At 51.4% G+C, this 23,004-nt stretch carries 20 protein-coding genes and 2 pseudogenes; 13 read left to right on the top strand and 9 right to left on the bottom strand.

Going from position 1 to position 23,004, the window contains the following annotated elements; all coding sequences use genetic code 11:
• The 3 genes and pseudogenes from GEI7105_RS32430 to GEI7105_RS32425 form a co-directional block, all read left to right on the top strand.
• A pseudogene (locus GEI7105_RS32430) lies at positions 1-503 on the top strand (transposase); the annotation flags it as partial.
• Positions 504-632: 129 nt separating this feature from the next.
• Positions 633-821 (top strand): annotated as a pseudogene (locus GEI7105_RS37890) (IS701 family transposase); the annotation flags it as partial.
• Between the two features lie 454 nt (positions 822-1,275).
• Positions 1,276-1,710, top strand: a complete 435-nt coding sequence (locus tag GEI7105_RS32425; protein ID WP_017663124.1) for a transposase family protein — start codon at positions 1,276-1,278, stop codon at positions 1,708-1,710.
• Positions 1,711-2,029: 319 nt separating this feature from the next.
• Here GEI7105_RS32425 and GEI7105_RS40630 read toward each other — a convergent pair whose 3' ends face one another.
• Positions 2,030-2,164 (bottom strand): hypothetical protein, encoded by a 135-nt coding sequence (locus GEI7105_RS40630; RefSeq protein ID WP_017663122.1) that lies wholly within the window; start codon positions 2,162-2,164, stop codon positions 2,030-2,032.
• Between the two features lie 82 nt (positions 2,165-2,246).
• Entirely contained in the window at positions 2,247-3,659 is a 1,413-nt protein-coding gene (gene rlmD / locus GEI7105_RS0124925) for a 23S rRNA (uracil(1939)-C(5))-methyltransferase RlmD (RefSeq protein ID WP_017663121.1), read from the bottom strand.
• Between the two features lie 72 nt (positions 3,660-3,731).
• Between rlmD and GEI7105_RS0124920 the strand changes: the two genes are divergently transcribed.
• From GEI7105_RS0124920 to GEI7105_RS32420, 4 genes are all read left to right on the top strand, one after another.
• Positions 3,732-4,220 carry an allophycocyanin subunit alpha-B gene (locus GEI7105_RS0124920; protein WP_017663120.1) on the top strand — a complete coding sequence of 163 codons (489 nt, stop codon included), beginning with the start codon at positions 3,732-3,734 and terminating at the stop codon, positions 4,218-4,220.
• Positions 4,221-4,454: 234 nt separating this feature from the next.
• Complete coding sequence (locus tag GEI7105_RS0124915) at positions 4,455-4,889, top strand: peroxiredoxin (RefSeq protein ID WP_017663119.1); 435 nt, start codon at positions 4,455-4,457, stop codon at positions 4,887-4,889.
• A gap of 76 nt (positions 4,890-4,965) precedes the next feature.
• Complete coding sequence (locus GEI7105_RS0124910) at positions 4,966-7,629, top strand: C39 family peptidase (RefSeq protein ID WP_017663118.1); 2,664 nt, start codon at positions 4,966-4,968, stop codon at positions 7,627-7,629.
• Positions 7,630-7,718: 89 nt separating this feature from the next.
• A complete protein-coding gene (locus tag GEI7105_RS32420; RefSeq protein ID WP_017663117.1) occupies positions 7,719-8,366 on the top strand; it encodes a leucine-rich repeat domain-containing protein in 648 nt (215 codons plus the stop codon).
• Positions 8,367-8,427: 61 nt separating this feature from the next.
• On the opposite strand, the gene petC is transcribed toward GEI7105_RS32420, so the two are convergent.
• Complete coding sequence (gene petC, locus GEI7105_RS0124900) at positions 8,428-8,961, bottom strand: cytochrome b6-f complex iron-sulfur subunit (protein WP_017663116.1); 534 nt, start codon at positions 8,959-8,961, stop codon at positions 8,428-8,430.
• A gap of 668 nt (positions 8,962-9,629) precedes the next feature.
• Between petC and GEI7105_RS0124895 the strand changes: the two genes are divergently transcribed.
• Entirely contained in the window at positions 9,630-11,246 is a 1,617-nt protein-coding gene (locus GEI7105_RS0124895) for an SLBB domain-containing protein (RefSeq protein WP_017663115.1), read from the top strand.
• Positions 11,247-11,272: 26 nt separating this feature from the next.
• Here the strand turns inward: GEI7105_RS0124895 and GEI7105_RS38835 are convergent, their stop codons facing one another.
• Positions 11,273-12,232 carry a hypothetical protein gene (locus GEI7105_RS38835; RefSeq protein WP_026097946.1) on the bottom strand — a complete coding sequence of 320 codons (960 nt, stop codon included), beginning with the start codon at positions 12,230-12,232 and terminating at the stop codon, positions 11,273-11,275.
• A gap of 79 nt (positions 12,233-12,311) precedes the next feature.
• Here GEI7105_RS38835 and GEI7105_RS38830 point away from each other — a divergent pair, with 79 nt between their 5' ends.
• Positions 12,312-12,467, top strand: coding sequence for a hypothetical protein (locus GEI7105_RS38830; protein ID WP_158413267.1), 156 nt, complete (start codon positions 12,312-12,314; stop codon positions 12,465-12,467).
• Positions 12,468-12,489: 22 nt separating this feature from the next.
• Here GEI7105_RS38830 and GEI7105_RS33955 read toward each other — a convergent pair whose 3' ends face one another.
• Both GEI7105_RS33955 and GEI7105_RS37880 read right to left on the bottom strand, forming a co-directional pair.
• On the bottom strand, positions 12,490-13,344 hold the full coding sequence (locus GEI7105_RS33955; RefSeq protein ID WP_017663113.1) for a calcium-binding protein: 855 nt from the start codon (positions 13,342-13,344) through the stop codon (positions 12,490-12,492).
• Entirely contained in the window at positions 13,341-13,766 is a 426-nt protein-coding gene (locus tag GEI7105_RS37880; protein ID WP_144054045.1) for a hypothetical protein, read from the bottom strand. The genes GEI7105_RS33955 and GEI7105_RS37880 overlap by 4 nt, the downstream gene beginning before the upstream one ends.
• A gap of 251 nt (positions 13,767-14,017) precedes the next feature.
• Between GEI7105_RS37880 and GEI7105_RS40830 the strand changes: the two genes are divergently transcribed.
• Together GEI7105_RS40830 and GEI7105_RS38825 are read left to right on the top strand one after the other, a co-directional pair.
• Positions 14,018-15,505 carry a glycosyltransferase gene (locus tag GEI7105_RS40830; protein ID WP_071592137.1) on the top strand — a complete coding sequence of 496 codons (1,488 nt, stop codon included), beginning with the start codon at positions 14,018-14,020 and terminating at the stop codon, positions 15,503-15,505.
• 67 nt (positions 15,506-15,572) lie between these two features.
• On the top strand, positions 15,573-15,722 hold the full coding sequence (locus GEI7105_RS38825; protein WP_017663109.1) for a hypothetical protein: 150 nt from the start codon (positions 15,573-15,575) through the stop codon (positions 15,720-15,722).
• Here GEI7105_RS38825 and psbQ read toward each other — a convergent pair.
• Entirely contained in the window at positions 15,719-16,174 is a 456-nt protein-coding gene (gene psbQ / locus GEI7105_RS0124860) for a photosystem II protein PsbQ (RefSeq protein WP_035494027.1), read from the bottom strand. The two genes, GEI7105_RS38825 and psbQ, sit on opposite strands and share 4 nt — an antisense overlap.
• Positions 16,175-16,394: 220 nt before the next feature.
• On the opposite strand from psbQ, the gene purD reads away from it, so the two are divergent.
• Complete coding sequence (gene purD / locus GEI7105_RS0124855; protein WP_017663107.1) at positions 16,395-17,672, top strand: phosphoribosylamine--glycine ligase; 1,278 nt, start codon at positions 16,395-16,397, stop codon at positions 17,670-17,672.
• Positions 17,673-17,912: 240 nt separating this feature from the next.
• Here purD and GEI7105_RS0124850 read toward each other — a convergent pair whose 3' ends face one another.
• Together GEI7105_RS0124850 and GEI7105_RS0124845 are read right to left on the bottom strand one after the other, a co-directional pair.
• Entirely contained in the window at positions 17,913-19,109 is a 1,197-nt protein-coding gene (locus tag GEI7105_RS0124850) for an IS4 family transposase (protein WP_017660281.1), read from the bottom strand.
• A gap of 175 nt (positions 19,110-19,284) precedes the next feature.
• Complete coding sequence (locus tag GEI7105_RS0124845) at positions 19,285-20,088, bottom strand: ion transporter (protein ID WP_017663106.1); 804 nt, start codon at positions 20,086-20,088, stop codon at positions 19,285-19,287.
• A 266-nt stretch (positions 20,089-20,354) separates the two neighbouring features.
• On the opposite strand from GEI7105_RS0124845, the gene GEI7105_RS0124835 reads away from it, so the two are divergent.
• Complete coding sequence (locus tag GEI7105_RS0124835) at positions 20,355-22,478, top strand: S-layer homology domain-containing protein (protein WP_017663104.1); 2,124 nt, start codon at positions 20,355-20,357, stop codon at positions 22,476-22,478.
• Positions 22,479-23,004 lie beyond the last annotated feature (526 nt).

Genomic DNA, 23,004 nt, shown 5'->3' with positions numbered 1-23,004 from the left:
TCCTCATGGATGCCGGCTATGGTAACAACACAAATTTTTTAAAGGGACTCGAATCTCGCCGACTGAAGTATCTAGGAGCCGTCGCCAAAAATCGGAAAATCTGGCTGAATCAATCGGGAGAAAATTGGCAAAAGATTCGCCTTGATGAATATGCCAAAAGCTTACCAGGAGAGGACTTTACGCCAGTTTCTCTAAATTTAAACAAGCCCAAAACCCTGTGGGTGGCGACGGGTACGGCAGAGCTGTCACGTCTACAAGGAGAAAGAACCTTTGCTATCGTCATGAATGCAAGTTCTTATGCGGACGCGACAGAAATTGATTATTTTATCACGAATGAAGACTCCGAAAAAGTGACTGCCGAATGGGTCGTGAACACTTACTCAGGGCGAAACTGGGTAGAAGTCTTCTATCGGGAAGCCAAAGGATGGTTGGGTTGGAGGGAATGCCAGGCGAGAGGTTTGAAGAGTTTACAGCGGCATTTAATTTTGGTATTTTGTGCCTACACTTTTGGCTCTTCGGAGTTTAGGGTGACAGAAAAACTAACTTCACGAGATTTCAAGGGTTTTGGCTCTCGAATCTTCAATTTTTTGTATCATGCTATACATTTATAACCACAAACTCCGAAGACCCACACTTTTATCCTTTGGCATAAGTTGACGGGCGGTTTACGAAGGAAGTGGGCGAACCAACCTTTGGAAACTTTTGTAGATGCTTTAGAGGCTTTTCGGACAGCCATGTCTTTTCGTTTTGTGGCATGGCTGAACGAGAATCGAGACCTGTTTGCCGCTCACAAAGCGCGTTTTGGCTTGGTTTGGGCTTGAAATTTGTTTAAGTACCGATAGGAGCGATCGCATTCATAAAAGGTTGGAATGTGAGTTCGTGCAGCCTGGTCGTTAAAGTTAGATTTTTGAGTCTCGTTTCGAGTTTACCATTCTTGATTTGTTTGACAACTTTTACCAAAACAAACAAAACCCAATGCTTTCAACGACTTGACTAGATCGATCTCCTGAAATCTAAACAAAATATGGATCTTCCGAACTTAAGATGTAGAATTAATCTAAAAAAAATCATAGAAAGCTAACTCCTAAGCTCAAAGTTACAGAAATTACGGCTCTTTCGATTTTATTATGCAAAAAAATATTGATTTAACCTCAATGCTGATATTTAAAATTCAAAGCTGAAATTCTGTAAAGATTGCAGGACTTGACATAGAGCGATTAATTGGTGTAGAGTAAATGCAATTATTTAGACTCGATCTATAATTGGAGAACTCAAATGCCTTCTAACCCCGAACTAAAACTAATGACAAAACTCCTCAATTTAGACGGAATGAAGGTAAAAGATTATCAATTTATAGAACAAGTAGGAATCACCCTTTATATCGAACATGAACCCAGAGCAGTACCCTGTCCCCAATGTGGAAAAAGCACCCGTAAACTTCACCAAAATCATCGATATGTTGTCAGAGATTTGCCTTTAATGGAACAATCAGTTTACCTGCAAGTTAACCGCCGACAAATGAAGTGTCAAAACTGTGGAAAGAAGTTTAGCGAAGATTTAGAAGCCATTCCCAAAAAGCGAACATATACAAAAAGATTTCGCCAGAAAGTTGTGCAAGAAACTTTAGAAGGAACTCTCAGCAAAACCGCTCGAAAATATGGACTAAGCGAACGAGAAATTGAAACAATGCTCAAAGATTTAGGAAAATAGCTAATTCAAAAAAAGCCTCAAGGTCTGAAACAATTGGAGATTGACGAAATTGCCGTTGTGAAAGGACAAGAAAATTATTATGAAGTGTTCGTGGATTTGGACACTGGAAATTTAATTAATTTGCTAGAAAAACGCATAAAAAAGAGATTGAAGAATATCTGAAAGCCTGGGTTGAAGAGGTTTTGAGAGGTGCATCTCACTTTTGTAAAAATATGAGTCTGGGGTAGGTTAGACTTCGGCAACGCTGCCGTCCAGGGGTGGAGCGATAGCGAAACCCAACAACAGCTCAATTCACCGCAGAGACTCCAATTTGATAAATTTACAGTTTTGAGATGCACCCGTTTTGAGCCAAATTGAAGAAGTCAGTGCGATCGCCTTCGCGGAAAAATCCCACCTCGACTAAACGGTGATAGTCCGCCAATGTAAACTGTTTTGACTGTACCGTTACGGACATCGATCGCCCTCCCGCACTGACTTGAATTGTAACCTTCAGTCTCGAACGCCAACGACACCGGAACACCGAGAAACTTCACAGATTACTGTTCCGTTTTGTGTAAAAACGCGATCGCCTCAATATGCGCCGTTTGAGGAAACAAATCCACCGGCTGAATCCGATCGATCGCATACACTCCCGACTCGCACAATATCCCTAAATCCCTCGCCAACGTCGCCGGTTTGCAACTGACGTAAACAATGCGATCGCTCCTCAGTCGTAACAACGCCTCCAACACCGAGCGATCGCATCCCTGACGCGGCGGATCGAGTAACACCAAATGCGGTTTCAGTTCCGGTTCCCCTTGGAAAATCGGCGAATTCTCCCCCAACAACGACTCAACTTTACCTGCATAAAACTCCGTATTTGTCAAGTCATTTAATCGAGCGTTTTCTCGCGCTTGTTTGACAGAATCCTCGTGAATTTCCAAACCGATAACCCGACGCACCCGACGGGCTAACGGCAGCGAAAACGTCCCGATTCCAGAATAAGCATCGATCGCCGTTTCCTCACCGTTCCAATCCAACTCGCGATCGATCTCCTGCCAAATTAACTCCGCCGCCTCCGTATTGACCTGAAAAAACGCCGTCGCACCCAACCGAAACCGCAACCCCGCGAACTCCTCCGTCAAAAACGACTCTCCAGCGATGCACTCCGTTTTCTCACCAAAAATCCGATTCGTGCGTTTTCCATTGATATTGACGCAAACCCCCACCAACTCGGGATATTCCCGCAACCAGGCTTTCGCTTGCGCTTCCAACCCCGGTAACTCCGTCGATCGCGACACCAGCGTCAACAGCACCTCTCCCGTGCGCCGTCCGACTCGCAATCCCAGATGGCGCACTTCGCCTTTATTACTTTTCTCGTCGTAAACGTACCATTTCCGTGCCTGAATATCCTGTTTGATTTGCGCCAAAAACGGATCGAGGCGATCGTCCTGAACCGGACATTGATTCAAATTAACCAGCTTGTGAGTTCCTTTTTGAAAATACCCCACCCGAATCTGTTTCGTAGGCGATCGCTGAATCGGATACGTCGCCTTATTGCGATATCCCAGAGACTCCCCCGTCGAGAGAACCTCGTTGACAGTAACGTTCTCGAGGCCGCCAATCCGCGCGATCGCCTGTACCACCTGCTGGCGTTTCGCCTGTAACTGCGCCCCGTACTCGATGTGTTGCCACTGACAACCGCCGCACTTATCTGCAACAATACAAGGCGGTCGCTGTCGGTTTGCAGAGGGTTCGAGCAGTTCCAGAACCTTACCCCTGGCGTACTGGGGTTTCACCCGCACCAAACGCACCAACACGCGATCGCCGATGGCCGTATCGGGAACGAACACCACCCGCTGCTGCCAACGGCCCACACCATCCCCGCTATCGGCGAGATCCTCAATATCGAGGGCGATCGATTGCCCTTGTTGCCAAAGCGTGTTATCCGACGGCTGTATTGTTGACATTTATTTCGTTGAGAGTCGCAAAGTCGCTAAACTACCTATAGTATTCGTATCTTGAGACGATTTCTATAAACCATGAGCGTTGTTAGTCAAGTTATTCTAAAATCCGACGACGAACTCCGTTACCCCAGCAGCGGCGAGCTGAAGGGCATCCAAGCATTTTTTAAAACGGGCGAACAGCGGCTTCGCATTGTCGAAACTCTCGCTGAAAACGAGAAAAAAATCGTGAACAAGGCGAGTCAAGAACTGTGGAAGCGTCGCCCCGACTTTATCGCTCCTGGCGGTAACGCGTTCGGCAACCGCGAACGCAACCAGTGTATTCGCGATTACGGTTGGTATCTGCGTCTGGTGACCTATGGCGTCCTCGCAGGCGACAAAGAACCCATCGAAACCATCGGAATTATCGGTGCGCGGGAAATGTACAACGCTCTGGGCGTTCCCATGCCGGGAATGGTGGAAGCCATGCGCTGCCTAAAAGACGCGTCCTTGGCGTTGCTAAGTTCTGAAGATGCTGAGGAAACAGCCCCTTACTTCGACTACATCATTCAAGCGATGTCGGCATAAGTCGGGCGGCTCGTTCTTTGACATCTTCCTTTAAATCCCACCGGAGGGACGTTGCAGCGCAACGTCCCTCTATTTTTTGGCTCGGGTTCCCCGCCAGAAGCTGGGAATTCTTAGGAGGCTCGATTTCCGGCTCTCTCGGGGAACGAAACCCCCAAATCTCGGTCGGGATTCTGCACGATTCCGTCAAGAATGATACGATACAAGAGAAAATATTAAGTTTTGTAAGGAGCTTCCATGACACTATCCACTGGCTCTGTTGCTCCCGATTTCACTGCCAAAGACACCAACGGCAACACCGTTAAACTCTCGGACTTTAAAGGAAAAACCGTCGTTCTGTACTTCTACCCCAAAGACGACACCCCCGGCTGCACCAAAGAAGCCCAAGGCTTCCGCGATTCCTATCCCGAATTTCAAGGGAAAGACATCGTCGTTCTCGGCGTCAGCATGGACGACGAAGCCTCACACAAACAGTTCGCAGAAAAATACGGCTTACCTTTCCAACTGGTGGCCGACGTAGACGGTTCCATCACCAAAGCCTACGACGTAGAAGGCGGTGGCTACGCTAAGCGCGTCACCTATATTATCGACAGCGACGGCAAAATCGCCAAAGTCTTCGACAAGGTCAACACCTCCAGCCACGCCCAAGACGTATTAGAGATCGTCTCCTAGTCGAACGCCCGATCCGTTCCAGCAGTGAAGAATCGAGAGGTAGAATGGATTCAACTCTCGATTCTTCGCGCTCCTTATGGGTGTTTTGACGTATTCCAGTCCGCAAGAAATTCTCGTGGAGCGACCGACCGTCCTCACGGGAACCTACGACCCGCAACAGATTGCGAAAGTTTCTGTCGCCGCAGAAGATAAATATCCGCTTCCCGTCACGCTCGATCCCAGTCGTCGAACCTGGCAGGTCAAGCTCGATCGCGGTCTGAACACCGCAGGAGTTCGCTGGTTCTCCCTCAAGGGAGCGGACGCCAACGGAACGGTTCTCGAGACCAAAACCTTTTACCTGACCGTTAGCGGGCAACCTCTCGTCACGGCAGACTCCCTTCAAGTCCAAGTTCTCCAACAAACTTGGTTTAAAGCCGCCCCCCTAGACTCCTCGAGTTTGGACGACACCCAAAAAATTCGCGTCGAGGGTGGTACGACTCTCGAAGCCAACCGCTACACCCTACGGGGCAACCATATCGCCGTCGAACTCGACGATCGCCTCTCCCCCGTCGGCACCTTCGGCTATCTCTACCAACCTCACATCCAACTGTACGTCGGCGGTCTGCCCCTGCAATTCAACGAAAACCGCCTTCCCGAAGCCCCACCGGGAACTCATCTGTTGTGGATTACCCGCGACACGAAAATTAAAATGATGCCCGAGAGTTCGACGCTGCTACCGCCGACGCAGCAAGCCGAACTCCTCAAAGGACAAGTCTTCTTCATTACCGGATACGCCTGCGTCAACGGACATTTTCGCGTCACGCTGCAAGAAGGCATGGGAATTCCCAGTTTCGGCAACGTCGGCTATCTCTACAACCAACACGTTCGCATCAATAAAGACGGACAGTGGTTGCCGTACGATCCCCAAGCAGTAACCGTCACGATTTTACGGGATACGCCGCTGAAAAAACGTCCCACAGATTCGTCGCTACTTCCCGAATCGGAATACGTCCAACTTCCCGCCACCCGCATTTACGGCGTCGCCAGCTACCAGTGGGAAGCCAGCCACATCAAAGTCGCCCTGACCGAAAACTTTCCCGGTTTCGGCAACACGGGATATCTGTTTCCCGATTTCGTGGAATTCAAACGGGGTGACGAACCGCTGAGTCTCTCCCCAACTCTCGATTACACGGGACCGACGGAGGTGTTAGTCCGTCAACCGACGACCCTCTCGGGACGCTTCGATCCAAACCAGGTGACGACGGTGTCTGTCGTTGCAGAAGACAAACACGCGCTTCCCGTCACGGCGAATTCGACGGCGGGAACTTGGGTCGTTCGGCTCGATCGCGGCTTTCAGGAAGCGGGATTGCGCTGGCTGCGTCTGAAGGCCACCAACCGCAGCGGTGCAGCTGTAGACCACCAAATTATCTATATTACGGTCAGTACCGATCCCCTCACCCTCGGCGAAGAACTCACGATCCGAACGGTACGGGATACTTGGTTTAAAGTGGCACCCATCGATTCCGATCGCCTGGATATCGATCGGGCTATCGAAATCCCCGCCGATACGGTTCTACCGGTGCGCTCTTACGGCTATGTTTACGGTCATTTACAAGTTCGCCTGAAAACCTCCCTCACCCCTGTCGGCGAGTTTGGCTATTTTTACGAACCCCACGTACAACTGCGAAAGGGCGATCGCATCCTCGTGTTTCAAGTGGCCAACGTTCCCGAACAACCCCTCACCGGCCAACTGTTGGTCACAGAAACCACCCACATCAAAGTTTCCACCGATTCGGCGTCCAGTTTACCCGCCAACCGCAAAACACGACTGCTGCAAGGCCAAACCTTCGGAGTCTTCGGCTACGCCTCCATCGCCGGTCATTTCCGCGTTACCCTGGCCGAATCCATCCCCGGTTTCGGCAACGTCGGTTACGTCTACGCCAACCACGTGGAACTCTTGCGTCAGGGGAAATCTGTACCTTACGATCCCGAGGCGCTCACGATTACTATCTTGCAACAAACGGCATTCAAACGTCGCCCCGTCGAAAGTTCTCAACTCCCCAGCAGCGACAAAACCACGCTTCCCCTCGGACGGGTTTACGGCGTCTCGAGTTACGCCACGGAAGCCGGACATATCAAAGCCGCCCTCACTGAAGAACTCCCCGGTTACGGTAACACCGGCTATATTTTCGCCGAACACGCCTGGGTTCGTCGCGGCAGCACCACCATCGACCTGTTTCCGAAAATGCCCGATCGCAAGGAACTCGGGGTTCCCTATTTCTCGCAACGGGACAACCCCAGCTATTCCTGGGCCACCTGCAACACGACGGCGATCGCGATGGTGTTTTATTACTACGGCTTGCGCCCCACCTACAGCTCTCAACTCGAAGAAGAACTGTTTCAATGGATCGTGCAACGCTACGGCGTCGGGGCGCAGACGAACCACGCCGTCCTCTCAGAAATGATTCGCGCCTACGGCTACCGTACTGTTTTCCGCACGAACTGCCGTTGGAAGGAAATCGATAAGGAAATCGCCGAAGGTCGTCCGGTCATTCTACCGGGATACTTTACCGCAACAGGTCACATCGTCACCGTCATCGGCTACACTCCCTCGGGACTCATCGTCAACGACCCTTGGGGAAACGCTTTGACGGGATACACCAACACCTATGGCGCGAAGTTACTCTATCCCAACAACTATCTGATCGAAAAGGCGGGAACTGACGGTAACGTTTGGTCGCACTTTATATATCCCAATTGAATCTCAAGGAAAAATCGGGAAATTTGCGATCGCTTGCCGTAAACCAATGGTATCAATACCTTAGTTCTTTTTTGACGATCGTAACGACAATGAACGTAAAACGGTTCGGTTTCGTCGGTTTCGTACTAACAATGATTTTGGGAAGCCTTCAGTTCGCAACTTCCGCCGTTGAGTCCAAACAACTCGAAACCTACGAAAGTTTCACCGATTGGTGTGCCAATCGATCGACCTTATCCGCTGACGCCGCCCATACGGTCGAAGTCCTTCTCGAACGGGCGGGAACGAAAGATTGCGATCTCGCTACAGAGTTTCTCGCGCGCCAACAAACGCTTCTTCTCGGCGATGAAGATATCGTCGATGTCGCCCCCGTCGCCTCCCTCACCAACCTCCGACAACTCTTCCTTCACTCGAACCAGATTAGCGATCTCTCTCCTCTTTCGACGATGACCGATCTCGATCGCCTCTATCTCGGTTCCAACCAAATCGTCGATCTCGCCCCTCTCTCTTCTCTAACGACCCTCGAAGGACTCTTTCTCAATTTCAACCAAATTAGCGATGTCTCTCCCCTCTCGTCTATGACAGGCTTGCGAGAACTCGCCCTCAGCAACAACCAAATCCGCAACGTCAACCCACTTTACGCCCTACCCAACTTAGAGCGGGCTTTCGTCCACGGAAACCCCGTCGCCCGCCAACTCTGTCCCAACAACCCCGACGCCCTCTGTTTCATCGGAAACTAACAAAAACCCCCGGTTGAGCTTACCCAACCGGGGATCTTTTCACGCTTCACGCTTCACTGACTTAAGCCCACCAAGGCGTCGCACCCGTGCGCGGATCGAGATCCGTCCAAGGGGCAACCCAGATGAGATCGTCGCGAATGGCGACTTTCACCAATTTCAACGGACGGTTCGCCGGACCGCGCAAGACGTTCCCCTGACCGTCGTAGCGGGAACCGTGACAGGGGCATTGGAACTCTGCGGCGGTGTCGTTCCAGGGGAAAGTACAGCCCAAATGGGTGCAGTTATCCACAATGCCCATCTCGTTGAGTTTTTGACCCGGTTCTACGATGAGATAGGTTGGTTCTCCCGCCAATCCTGAAATCAGGGCGCGGGTTCCTACGGGTTGAGACAGAATTTGCGAAGCGGGAATGATATTCCCGAGTTTGTCTTTGGCGACGAGTGCGCCGCTTCCGTCCCCTTCAGCCGGGGGCGTGAAGTATTTCCCGACGGGGTACGCCGCACCGCCAACAGCAGCCGCGACCGTCGCCCCCGTTAGGAAATTCAGCAGTTGACGGCGTGACATATCCGGTTGTTCGAGTGGTAAACTCTCAGCCATAACTTTCCTCCTATATGGCACTGCATCGATATTTAGATCGCAAGTTGAATCGCGATCCTCCATGCGCCCGTCGTTAATCTATAAAATTTCCTATTAAGAAGGCGGGCGATCGAGAATGAAATATCCAGAAAACGCGCCAGTTCGGACAGTATAAGCCGACTGGACGCCCTGGCGCGTCTGACAATTGGGATTGAGAACTTTTTGCAATCTATAAATTACTTTACAACTAATCAGTAGAATTGTCAACAAGTGTAAAGTTCGCGATCGCCAGTCGCTAGTGATGGGATGAGGAGATGATGGGGTGATACAGAATCCGAATCTCAAATACTGGTTTTGCTCGACCTGACAAGCCCTGCTATCCCCCACCTCCTCTTTTTTGGGGTGCTAAGGGGGGATCTGGTGAAAACTTCTTCAAGTTCACAATTATAGCAGTCCCAAATGGGTCGTCAAAAATTAAAACACCAGAAAAAATCTGATTCCCCGTTCTCCGTTACCCGTTCCTCGTTCCCGATTCCCTTTTTGTCTCAATTTTGTTATACAACTGATTTAGGGTTGCTATAGACTGAAAAACAGCCACATCGCAGATTTTTTCTGCCTGGACTACAATTTTAATCGCGACGATCGCAGTTCCACACGAGTTCGATCGCAAAAAACGTTCTAATGTAACTATGAAGCGTTGTTTTGGCTGGCTTTGTGGGAGTCACGCTCCGGGCGATCGCCCACAATTTCGACAGTCGCTCCTGGGAGTCTTCGCAACCGCTGCCAGTTGGAGTACTTTCGGGATCGCCACAGAAGCGTCGCAACCGCCCAGCTTGCCCTATTTTGACGAAGAAATCGAAATCCAAATCGATCGCGAAGTCGAAAACCCAGACGACCGCGAAAACGAACGAGACAGCGAGGGCGTTTTACCCTCGATCCTGCCGTCTTTTCCTCCCGAGTCTCCCGTCGAATTTCCCGAACCGAGGCGATCGCAACCCGTTCCCGATCGTCCCCCCGAATCCTTCCCCGAAACGACCTCGCCGCCGAAAACCCCCACCTATACCCTTGGAGGCGGCGATCGCCTGCAAATTACGATTTTCGGCGTTCCCGACTACAGCGGCGAGTACGCCGTCACCCTCGAAAACACCCTCAACCTTCCCGTCATCGGCTCCGTCAACGTCGGCGGTCTCACCCTCAGCCAAACTCGCGACGTAATCTCCCAGCGATACGCTCGCATTCTGCGCCGTCCGATCGTCACCCTCGACCTAACCGCTCCCCGTCCCCTTCGCATCGCCGTATCTGGAGAAGTCAGCAGTCCGGGGGCTTACACCATCGCCCCTTCAGGAGACAGCGGCTTTCCCACTCTCACCCAAGCGTTACAAACCGCCGGAGGGATTACCCAAGCGGCGGACTTATCTCGAGTTCAACTGCGACGCAGTACTCCCGAACCGCAAACGATGGTTCTCGATCTGTGGGAACTGATCGAAAACGGCGATCTCGATCGCGATCCGGTTCTCCTCGACGGCGATCGCGTCATCGTTCCCACCCTCACAACCTTCGAGCCGGGACTCTCGAGACGCTTAGAAGCGACAAACCTCGCCCCAGATACCGCCGAACCGCTCCAAATTGCCATCGTCGGGGAAGTCTTTCGACCCGGACCGCACGTCGTCGCGGGAGACGGAACGCCCCCCACCCTGACTCGAGCGATCGAGACGGCTGGCGGAATTACGGCGTTGGCGGACATTCGCAACATTACGCTGTACCGACGCACCCAAGCCGGAACGCAAACCATCGAACTCGACCTGTGGGAAATGCTGCAATCGGGAGATCTCGATCGAGATCCGATTTTGCAATCGGGGGACTCGATTCTGGTTCCGACGGCGATCGAAATTCCACCCGACGAAGCTCTGGCCATCGCCTCGGCGAGCTTTTCTCCCGACGCCATCGATGTAAACGTCGTCGGAGAAGCCGCGCGCCCCGGAACGATTCAGGTTCCCCCCAACACGCCACTTAACGAAGCCCTTCTCGCGGCGGGAGGGTTCGACACCGCTCGCGCTCGCCGTCGCATTACGCTCATCCGCCTCAATCCCAACGGAACGGTATCTCGCCGTCGTATTTCAGTAGATTTCGAGGATCGCGTCAACGAAGAAACTAACCCGATTTTGCAGAACGACGACATTATCTTAGTCGGACGCAATACGTTTACCGCCGTCTCAGATACCTTGAGTAATATCGTGCGCCCGATCGGGAACCTGTTTATTTTCGATCGCTTCTTCCGCTTGTTTAATTTTGGCGACGAGAATTAAACGCCCCACCCGCAACCGTCTCGCACTCAATCGTCGAACCAACTCGATCGCCAGGCCGACTCAGCTTCGATGACTGCCCGCTCTCGTTGCTTCTTCTGATAGGCTTTTCCGAGTTTGATGAGTTGTCCGGAGAGCTGACGCAGGCGATCGCGCACACTCTTGACCTGAGTATCGGCAAACTCGATTTCAGACAGCCGCAGGTGAACCGTCGTCAATTGCATCACGTTGCTCGGTGCCGATTCGTTGGAGGTTTCGGTTTCGATGAGCAAGCTCAACACGTTCGGCGGCCCCGAGACGCTTTCTGAGGTGGCTTCCGCTTGACTGGCCGCCTCGAGTAACGGCGGCGGTAAATTGGGCGGTAAGACTTTATAGGTTCGGAGCAGTTGGTTGATTTGATTGGAGATCGTCGCCAAAATCTGCACGATTCCCGCCTCGAGCGCCTGCTGCCATCGCAACAGAAATTGTGGCGTCATCGGCTGATGTTGCGATAGGGTCGGGACGCTGTCAAAACTCTCTAAATCCATCAACGATAGCTCGAGGGATTGAAATTCTTCAGCAAAGAGTTCCTCGTCGTCGTCCTCCTCTTCTTCTTCGTCGTCGTCGAGATCTTCGTCTTCGTTGTCGCCATCGGAAAACTCGTCCTCGTCGAGATCCTCGTCGTCCTCGAATTCCTCAGCGGCCGCTTCTTGGAGAACGCGCAGCATCGCACTGAGACGCACGCGCTGTAGCAGCGGATCGACTCCTTTGGCGATTTCTCGTAAGGTCTCCTGAAATTTCTGTCGCCGCTCGAACGACAACTGTAAAAACGCTTCGGGGTAGCTGTGGGTGCAGAGGTGATAGGTTGCGAGGATCGCTTGTTGGCCGATCGCCTGCCCCAAAGCGGTTAAATAGTCAGTGTAGGTGCGATCGAAGCCTCGAGCGAGTTCGGCGATTTCCTCGTTCAATTGGCTGAGGTCTCGATAAATTCGTTCGGTCGGTCCACTCATCGAAAATTTAGCTCGGACGAAGACTTGACAAATTGAAGTACATGAGGTAATAACCCATGTTTGATAAAGTTCGTACGACGTGAAGAGAGCTTTGTGCCGCAGCGAGGTTGTCTCGCGGGCGATCGCCATGCTCTCGAACGCTTCGATGCAAAATGTCAGTTGCTTCGTGCGTTGGTTTGTCTCTTTTTGGACGACGATCGCGCGATCGGGCGGCGACAGCAAAAAACCATACTAACATCAAACACGAACGCTCGACCTCAAATCCCGAGCGACGGAATCGAGATCGATCGCGTCCGGTCTTCAAGCTCTCGAGCCGTAATATCGATAACCACGCCGACGATGGGGCCAGTTTGGCCGATGCGAACGACCGTATCGACTTCCGGGCCGTTTGCACCGTCGAAATTGAGGAGATTCGACAAATCTACACTATCGTCGAGGGCATAATCGTTAAAATTCAGTGCCAAAATATCGTCGTCGGAGTCGAAATCGATAACGACATCAGCATCGAGGACGTCATTCACCGCCTCTCCCCGACGGAAAATTAGAGTATCGTCTCCCTCTCCACCCCGCAGATCGTCGACCCCGAATCCACCGAAGAGGAGGTCGTCGTCGTCGTTTCCTGAAAGAACGTCGTTTCCGTCTCCCCCGATGAGGGTATCGTCATCGTCGCCGCCGTTGAGCGTATCGTTATCGCGATCGCCGCTAAGGAAATCTTCGTCTCCTTCGCCGTTGAGGAGGTCGTTATTTTGACCGCCAAACATCGTATCGTCGCCGTCGCCACCGAGGAGGAGGTCGTCGCCGAGGTTTCCGAAGAGAATGTCTTCGTCGTCTCCTCCGGCGACGAAGTCGTTGTTGCGTCCGGCGGCGATCGTGTCGTCGCCAGCGTTCCCAAAGATGCTATCGTCCCCTTCGTTTCCGAAATAAATGCGATCGCCCCCGTCGTCTATACCGCTGTCGTTTCCCGCCGCGAGGACGAAGGCGTCGATCCCCACGGACGCAGCGAGTTGCTGGCGTTGTTCGAGAGGAAGAGCGACATAATCGATGATGTCGTTTCCATCCGTCGCGATCGCAAAGTCGAAATCGTTTCCGAGTTGAATGGCTGAAAGGGTCATAGTGAAAAGCGTGCTGCGAAATAAGGGTATTCTCGACCAGCAGGCGATCGCGACGGTCGGCCGTATCGATAGGTGGTTTGGGGAGACAGCGGCGGCCGAGTTCCGTACTCGATTCGACCTCGATCGGACACTCGAGACCGGAAATTCAAGTCGCGCGATCGCCTCAACGCTGTCTCGATTCCATCGATCCCGACTCGCTCGAGACCGTTTGAGTTCCCTCGTCCTGTCTCGGGAGTCGGGTAGAGGAAAGTGTACCTGACTCGGTCGTCACGGTGGGCTGCTGGCGGTTGTGGATTGCCGAAAGTCCCTTCGAGGGTGTCGAGGCCAAACCACTGTAAATCGGCTGTAAGGAGTTTGTGAAGTTTTAGCAAGCCGATCGAGGCTAGCCCGATCGCGTGCGATCTTGGGTGTAGATCTCCCATAGCCCGATCCGACATCCTATCCCGAGCGTAGCCGTGCGATCGCCCTCAACGAATCTCCACGTTTGGGTGTCTGATGGGGAAAATGCCATCCAAGGGAAGACTACAATAAACATTAGGAACGTTCCTCTCGCGATCGACGAGATCGTATTGGCGAGGTATCTTTAACCGCACGATGGCTCGATGGATGGCAGTGCTTCTCGAGCCGTTAAGGTTGGGGCAAGCGTCTACAATTCCTAAATTATCCGAGCGGTATGAATTTTAGTATTATTATAACGACATACAACCGCTTATACCTTCTCAAACGTGCGATCGACTCAGCCTTGGCTCAAACCTTGCCCTGTGAAGTGATCGTCGCTGACGATTGCTCTTGCGATGGAACTCAAGAGTACGTTTTAGAGTTACAAGCGGCATTAGCCGAGATCGGCGATACACGATTGATCTATCATCGCAATTCCACCAATAGCGGACATTCGGCGACGATGAACGCGGGAGTTCAGACGGCTTCGGGGAAATGGATCAAACCCCTCGACGACGACGATTATCTCGACTCTAACTGTCTCAGCGAAATGTGGCGAGCGATCGAACGCCACCCCGAAGCAGTCATTTGCTCCTGTCAAGCCGCTCAAGTCAATCCCGAAGAAGTCGAACTCAGTCGGACTCCACCCACCGGGCCGGGAAAAGCATTTTATATTCCCCAGGAAGACATTCATTACGGAATGCTGTTAGAAATCGTACCGTTTGGGACTCCCGTACAAGTGGCATTTCAACAAGAAGCATTTTGGAAAGCTGGAGGATGGGATTCACAGTTTGACGGAAACTGTGACGATATCGATTCTTGGATTAAAATCGGGCAATTTGGCGATGCCATTTTTATCAATCAATGTTTGGCATATCGCACGATTTGGCAGGGGGCTTACAACCGCAAGTTCGCCCTACAAAAGCGTTTGACGACCAATATTTTAATGAAGGAGAAAATTTATCATCTCGTCAGTCCGAAGTATCGATCGCATATTCCGAAAGTCGAACACGTTGCCGCTTATCTCAAGCTGCACTGGGGAGTCGTCGCATTCAAGCAAGGGCGGTTTTGGGAAGGATTTAAACTCCTGTTTCACACGTTCTTTTATTGGAAAGCGTGGGAACTGTTCGTTCGCGCGACGTTGTTTCGCCAAAGTCCCTGGCTGGCGCGATCGAAGTGGTTTGAAGATTACAGCTTCAATTTTCCTCCTAAATACGAATCCGAACGCACGAATCTTAAGAACAGCGACATTCAAAACTATCTCAAACGACAGCGTCAAATTTTACAATTTAAATGGAGCTTAGCTGCGATTCGACAAGGACGAGTAAAATCGGGATTAAAATTAGGAACAAAAGTATTCTTAAACTTGCTAAAAGATGTAATCTACTACCGATTTCCCCAACGCTGGCAAATCAAAAAAATTCCAATTCGAGAACGAATCGAGGCCAACACCAATTTAATTGAAGAAATATACGATATTCTACAAAAAAAATATAGTTCGCAAATTCCCTACTTAAAGGATTTACGACACTACATTCATTTGAGATGGGCTTGGGCGGCGCTAAAGCAAGGTAAAATTTTGACGAGTATTCGAGTGGCGTTTCCCGCTGTTTTCTGTTGGAAAGCTTGGGAAATTTGGCTAAAAACCATACGACATCAACACCAGGAGCAGCGTCAGAATTCAGTGAGAAAATGGATCTTAATTGACGATCGCGAACCGTAAAATAACGGAAAAAACTAGAACAGCAGTACAAAAATCGCGTAGGGTGCGTTCGTGGGAAACCTAATTCGTGGGAAATCCAGTCCACGAACTTCCCGCGAACGCACCCACCCATCACAACATCAAGCCTCCTGACTTCTGTACCGGCGTTCTAGACAAAAAAACGACACTCGTTCTGTCTTACCTGAGTGCCGCTTTATCTCAACTCGCGATCGCCTAACTCGCCGTATTCGATTTAGGAAGGATATCTAAAAAGGCATCGAAATCAGCCAAACTTTCGCGGTAGTTTTGAACGGCTTGGGCATAATCTCGCTCTTTCGCCGCCAAATTGATTTCTTCTAAATGACGAAACAGATTTCGTGCCAAGTCTCGGCCTTGACGCTGTTCGTCAGGAAGCAAGTTGCGATTAATCAAACTCATGTCTTGTCGCAACGTTCCGAGAGGTCCGTGGATAAAGTTATCGACATCGACCCAATCTCTGGCGTCGATGAGGTCTTCGAGTTCGCCCATGCGATCGCGCAACTCCGTTACCTCAGTACTGTAAGACTGAATCCGTTCGAGAGTTTCGGGCGTGTAAGTGGGAGCCTCCACCGTTGCCGGGCCGCCGCAACTCACGAGAAACACCGCGACGCAAACCAGAAGACCGGCCAAAATCGAACGATATCGTGACATAAACATCTGAAATTTTACGCCTTTTAACTCAACTGTCCTTATCTTATACAGCGTCGGCCGTCTTTTTTCGAGGAGAGGAGCGTTCCCGAGTCCGAATGCAGACGAGAGTTAGCCTTCGCATCCCATGGCATAATGGAGTGCGGTATATTCTCAAGCGAACTTTAAAATTGAAAGTTAGACGGGCGATGAGAGACCTGGCGATCGCAGCTAGGAGGTCTTTGTGAAAGTTTTAGTTGTGGGAAATGGCGGGCGCGAACACGCCCTAAGTTGGAAACTTCTCCAGTCAGAGAAAGTGACGAAGGTGTTTTGCATCCCCGGTAACGGCGGGACGGCAACGATGCCGAAGTGTCAAAATTTAGCGATGTCAGTCGATGATTTCGACGGTATCGTGCGGTTTGCCCTGGTGCAAGGGGTGGCCTTCGTGGTCGTCGGACCGGAACTCCCCCTAGCCTTGGGGATTACCGACGCACTGCAAGCGCAGGACATTGCCGTATTCGGCCCGACGCAAGCCGGAGCGCAAATCGAATCGAGTAAGGCTTGGGCGAAAGCATTGATGCAAGAGGCAGGAGTTCCGACGGCGCGATCGGCCGCGTTCGATCGCACCCAAGTCGAAGACGCCAAAGCCTACGTCAAAGCCGTCGGTGCGCCGGTAGTCGTCAAAGCCGACGGACTCGCGGCCGGAAAAGGCGTGACGGTCGCCCGCACGCTTGAAGAGGCACTCTCCGCCATCGACGGCATCGCTCGAGGTCAGTTCGGCGACGCGGGTAATACCTTGGTCGTCGAGGAGTTTCTCTCCGGTCAAGAAGTGTCGGTTCTCGCCCTCACCGACGGCGAAACCATCGTACCGCTGTTACCTGCCCAAGATCACAAACCGATCGGAGAAGGGGATACGGGCCCGAACACGGGAGGAATGGGCGTTTACGCTCCGACCCCCGTACTCTCGCCGGAACAGGTCAAGCAAGTCCAGCGAGAGATCCTCGAACCGACCATCGCCGCGTTGCGACAGCGGGGAATCGACTACTGTGGCGTTCTCTATGCTGGGTTGATGGTGACGCCAGAGGGAGAGGTCAAGGTTCTCGAGTTTAACTGTCGCTTCGGCGATCCCGAAACTCAGGCGGTGTTACCGCTGTTGGAGACGCCGTTATACGAGTTGATGTTGGCCTGCGTGGAAAAACGCCTCGGACAACTTCCGGCGATCGAATGGAAAAAGGGGGCGGCGGTGTGCGTGGTCATGGCGTCCGGCGGTTATCCGGGGTCTTATGAAAAAGGTAAACTCGTCGAAGGAATTCTCGAGGCTGAAGAAACTGGCGCACTCGTGTTTCACGCCGGAACGCAACTCAAACAGCAGCAACTCGTGACCAGTGGCGGTCGCGTGTTGGGCGTAACCGCAGTGGGTGAAGATTTTGAGGACGCGATCGCCAAGTCCTACGCCGCCGTTGAAAAAATTGAGTTTGAAAACTGTTACTACCGCCGCGATATCGGCTACCGTATTCGCTAGCATTTTTGCGAATTTCAGTGCGATATCTGGGGCGATCGCCCCGACGACGGCGTAGACCGAAACGGTTTTGAAACGGGTGCATCTCACTTTTGTAAAAATATGAGTTTGAGGTAGGTTGGGCTTCGGCTTCGCTCAGTCTATAGGTGGAGCGATCGCGAAACCCAACAACAGCTTAATTCAGTGCAGAGACTCCGATCTGATAAATTTACATCTTTGAGATCTGAGAGGGTGACAACATAGCTAGACCCCCTGCCTCACAAGGGATAGAGCCTCTAGCCCTCGTTGAAAATGGAGAGATTTGTGAGGCTTCAACGCCATGAGCGCCAACATCCAATCTCTCCAGAGCAGCAGGGATTGACTCCAAGCATAACCGGATAATCCGAGGGAAAAAACACTATGATGAGGAAAACCTTGAGGGGTCAGGTCTGAACGACCTAAATAGGATTGGACGTGAGATTCAAGGAGACGCTGACCCGAACGAGTTGCTAACCAATAGGCTAAAGTCATGAGCAAAATGAGCGCCAAAAGTCGCGGAGGACTGACTCGAGTTGACTCAAGATTGTAGCCGCCACTTTTGCAGTCTCGGAACATCATTTCAATGCCCCAACGCGCTCTGTAAATTTGGCGAACTAATTGAGCATCTGAGAGAGTGGTCAGCAATAACCAAGGTTCTTTCCCTCCTTTCCCTCGATAACGACGTTTCCAATAAACGCCGAGATTAAGAGCGCGAACTGGTTCTTCTTTGTTGACATTAACGTTTTCAAAGAAGTGATACTGTCCCGGTTGAAAGCCTCGGTGTTTTAAGGCTTGGCATCGAGTCTTGGCATCCGCCACATAGGTACTTTTCTTCTGTCGCAATACAGCGTCCGCACCTCGCTTCCTGAGCCAGTCTGCCAGTTTAGCACTCTGAAATTCTCGGTCGCCTACTACCACCACTGGATAAGGTTTTAATAGCTTCAATACCGGCGCTAATATTTTTTGCTGTTGCCTCAAGGAACTGCTGCCTAATTGGGGTAATAACTCCCAATAGACCGGTAAAGCATGAGTCCCCCAAATTAGAGACACCATGAACAAATTCCGGTCTCTCCATTGAGTTCGGTCAAGGACGACCACCAAATATTTTCGAGACTTTAAGGTGAGTTGAGGACGCGCTCGTCGCTGTTCCCGATTGAGGTGGTTGCCGCGATATTCAGCTTTCAGCCACCTCTTGATAAGGGGAAACCATAACAACTTGGCACTCAACTGAGGCAACTTCAGAAATCGTTGCAAGCTGGTGACGCGACTGTCGTATTTTATCGGTTGAGGAAAGAACTGCGCTAACGTCGATAATTTGACTTGCCGATGCATTTGCAGTATCCAGACCAGCCACTTTAAGATCCCAATTTGCTTCTCATTGAGATGGATGCGCAGAAAATCTTGGTAGAATGTCGGTAGCATTTTTTTGTTGGGGTGGCCGCAAACGCCACCCTCTTTTTTGGGACTCCTCTATTCTCTCAAACAATTGTCCCGTCTGGCTTCCGTCTACCTTGTCACCCTCTCAGCTTTGAGATGCACCCTTTGAAATTGACCCGATCGCAATGCAAACTGTCCGTTCTGTAATGCGATCGTTTTTTTATCGAGTCGCTGTATCTTTGGGCAGTTTCGCGCCGCATCGCTTACAAAATTTGGCATCGACATCGTGAACCGACCACTGACAGACCGAACATTCTAATTCGATACGTTTGGCACTTTTAACGAGTTGCTCGACTAATTCGCTCAGTTGCCAGGGAATGAGGGCGACGCCCGTTAAAATCATTAAAATGGTGAGCAGCCGACCCGTTTCTGAAAAGGGAATGACATCGCCAAACCCAACAGTCGTCATGGTAACGATCGCGAAATACAAGGCATCGAGAAAGGTGTCGAAAATTTCGGGATTGCTGGGATGTTCGACTTGATAAATCAATCCCGAAAAGATAAAAATAATAATAAATAGTGTCATCAAAATACGAACGAGAATAAATCGTTCTTCAATTCGTTCTTCGTTCCCCAAACGAAAAATAAAAAAATTTATATTTAAGAAACGAACGATTCGAAGCATCCGAAACCACCGAAATGTAAGAATAAAGCTATGACTGTTAATTCCAAAAAAAAACGGCAAGATTACAAACAAGTCAATTAAAGACAGCGGACTGAATAAAAATTGTAGGCGATCGCGAGCGACGCCCAACCGTACTAAATATTCAATTGCAAAAATAATTAAAATCGACGTATCTAAAATCTCGAGTTCTCGGAGAACCGTCGTAGAAAGGGGATAGGTTTCCGCTACAAAAATTCCCGACGACACAAAAATCAAAATGGCAATCGTTAAATTAATCGCTTGCCCGAGCGGGGTTTCGAGATCGTCGAGATAAAAAGCGATTTTGTCACGAACGGCCATTTTCCTCACCTCGGTATCCGTTCGGTCTGTACCGATCCGACCACTAGAAAGGATAACTGAAAGAGAACGTTAAATAGAACCGCGATCGTACCCGTCCTCGAAAATTTCTCGAGCGATCGAAGACATTTCGTTAAAACACACCAAAATTCGTGTCTCGGGGCGCAATCTCGATTTTAGACTAGAAAGGAGTTTAAGGAGTTCCACCAATTGCCCCATCGCATCTCAGCGAGAGGGAATACCAATCTTAATATCGCTCGAGGAAAATTATGCCGACACTTTACGTTAACCCCAATACCGGAAACGACACCGCCGACGGGAGCGCCTCCCAGCCGTTTAAAACAATCCGACACGCCCTCGCCCAAGCCACGTCGGGAACGACCGTCCAACTCTCGCCGGGAAGCTATACCGAAAACAGCGGTGAAACCTTTCCCCTCACCGTTCCGACTGGCGTGAAACTCGTAGGCAACCAAAGCAATCAAGGCAAAGACATCCTCATCTCGGGTAGCGGCACGGCCTCGACCAACGCCGGACCGCAACCCGTCGCCCTCTGGCTCGAAGGCGATACGGAACTGCGAGGCGTCAAAATTTCCAATACCGAAACGCGCGGAACGGGGGTCTGGATTCAATCGACCGATCCCACTGTCGCCCACTGCACCTTTACATTATGCAAGCGAGAAGGCGTCCGCGCCTCGGGAACCGCCAAACCCCTCATCGAAAACAACCTCTTCGTCCAAAACGACTCTTACGGGATTTGGTTCCTCGGGGAAGCCAAAGGCGAAATTCGCAACAATACCTGTCAAAACACGGGAACGGGAATTTCGATCGGGGACGATTCAGCACCGTTGATGGCCAACAACCACATCCTCGACAACCGCATTGGCGTTTTGTTGACCCACAGCGCCCGACCCGTTCTGCGCGGTAACATTATCGAAAAAAACACCGATTACGGCCTCTCGGCTATTTCTTCGGCCCTCCCAGATTTGGGCAAACAGCAAGATCCCGGCGGCAACGTATTTCAAAATAACGGCAAGCAAGACCTACAAAACGCTACGTCTTTAACCTTCATCTCAGCCGGAAACCAGCTCAACCCCACGAAGGTTCAGGGATCGGTCGAGTTTATCGCCGTTGATAGTGGGACGCCCGTTCCCACGCCGACCCCCACACCTACGCCGACCCCCACACCTACGCCGACCCCTACACCCACACCCGCCCCAACTGAGTTAACGGATATCGACGGACATTGGGCAGAACCGTTCGTTCGGGCGTTGTTCGATCGCCAACTCGTAAGCGGTATGGGCGACGGAACCTTTAAGCCAGACGCCCCCATCACGCGGGCGGGATTTGCCGCCTTGTTGGCCAAAGCGTTCGATCGCCCCTTGCAAAACCCTGCCAAAACCTTTCTCGACGTTCCGCCGGACTTCTGGGGCTACGACGCCATTACGGAAGTCACCCGCATGGGATTCATCACGGGTTTTCCCAACAATACCTTTCGACCCGGACAGAACGTCACGCGCCTGCAAGTTCTCCTCGCCCTCAACAGCGGCTTAGATCTCAGTGGGGGTAACCTCAATCTCCTGTCGTTGTTCCGCGATGGGTCGCAAGTGGCACCTTGGGCTGCTAGTGCGGTCGCCAACGCCACCGAAGCGGAAATCGTCGTCAACTATCCCGACGTGCGACAGCTCAATCCCATGACTCAGGCTAGTCGGGCGGAAGTGGCGGTGATGGTCTATCAAGCTTTGGTGAACGAGGGGAGTTTACCGGCGATCGATTCTCCTTATATTGTCAAACCGACCTCGACTCCCGCCCCGTCGTTTTCGGACATTGAGAATCACTGGGCGAAAGAGTTTGTGGTGGGATTGTCGGGTAAGGGCATTATTAACGGATTTCCCGATGGGACTTTCCGTCCCGATACGAAGATGACTCGCGCCCAGTATGCGGCGGTGTTAGCCACAGCGTTCGATCCGCGTCCGAAACGCGCTACGACGACGTTCCAAGACGTACCGCGTGGCTTTTGGGCGCACGACGCCATCCAGAAAACCTATCAAGGGGGATTTCTTTCGGGATTTTCGGAAAATACGTTCGGACCGGGACTCAACGTCACGCGGCTCCAAATCCTGTTGTCTCTCGTCAACGGACAGGATTTATCGGGGGGATCGGCGGCGCTGTTGAATCGATATAACGATCGCGACGAGATTCCGACTTGGGCTGAAGCGGCGGTGGCGACGGCGACGCAGAAGCAGTTGGTGGTCAACTATCCCGATCTCGATCGCTTGTATCCCGATCGCGATGCGACTCGGGCTGAGGTGGTGGCCATGGTCTATCAAGCGCTGCGCGAAGCTGGAAAATGGGATCTTCCCGCCGTAGACTCGCCTTACATCGTGACGGTTTGAAACCACATTTGAGGAAATTCAGGAATTTTACCTGAGTTTCTCGTTCGTCCGGACGGGCGATCGCGGTTTCTGTAAATTGAATCGTATTAGGGCAGGCAAGCGCTTCTAAGTACCGGTTTTCGGTCGGAGGCGATCGCCTGTCCTTTTTAACTCGGCGTTTGCCTGTGATTTCACGGAGCTGAGCTGAGAACGTGACAGTTTGTAAGTGCGATCGCTCCCTCGTCTCCAGAGCGTCTACGCTCGACGCCTCGATCGAAGCGATTGCGCTCGAACCCTTGTCGGCTGAATGTTTTCTCGATCGAGTTCCTTATTATATTAAGAAATGTAACAATATATCTTGCGTATATCTACGCAGAATTTTACGATATATAATAAGTGAATAACCAAAACTGCACAAAATTTCAACACAGTTGGTTAACGGTCATCTACCGAACCCGAGGAAATGGCAGCGTCGTTGGTTTGAGAGAGACGCTACACCAGTAAGCCCGGTAAACGCCCCAGATGCGCGTCGTCCGAAAGGCTCGTC

The sequence above is a fragment of the Baaleninema simplex PCC 7105 genome, assembly GCF_000332355.1.
GTDB classification, from domain to species: domain Bacteria; phylum Cyanobacteriota; class Cyanobacteriia; order Cyanobacteriales; family Geitlerinemataceae; genus Baaleninema; species Baaleninema simplex.
Note: the sequence above shows the minus strand (reverse complement) of the source record. Positions and strands in the feature narration are given on the sequence as shown.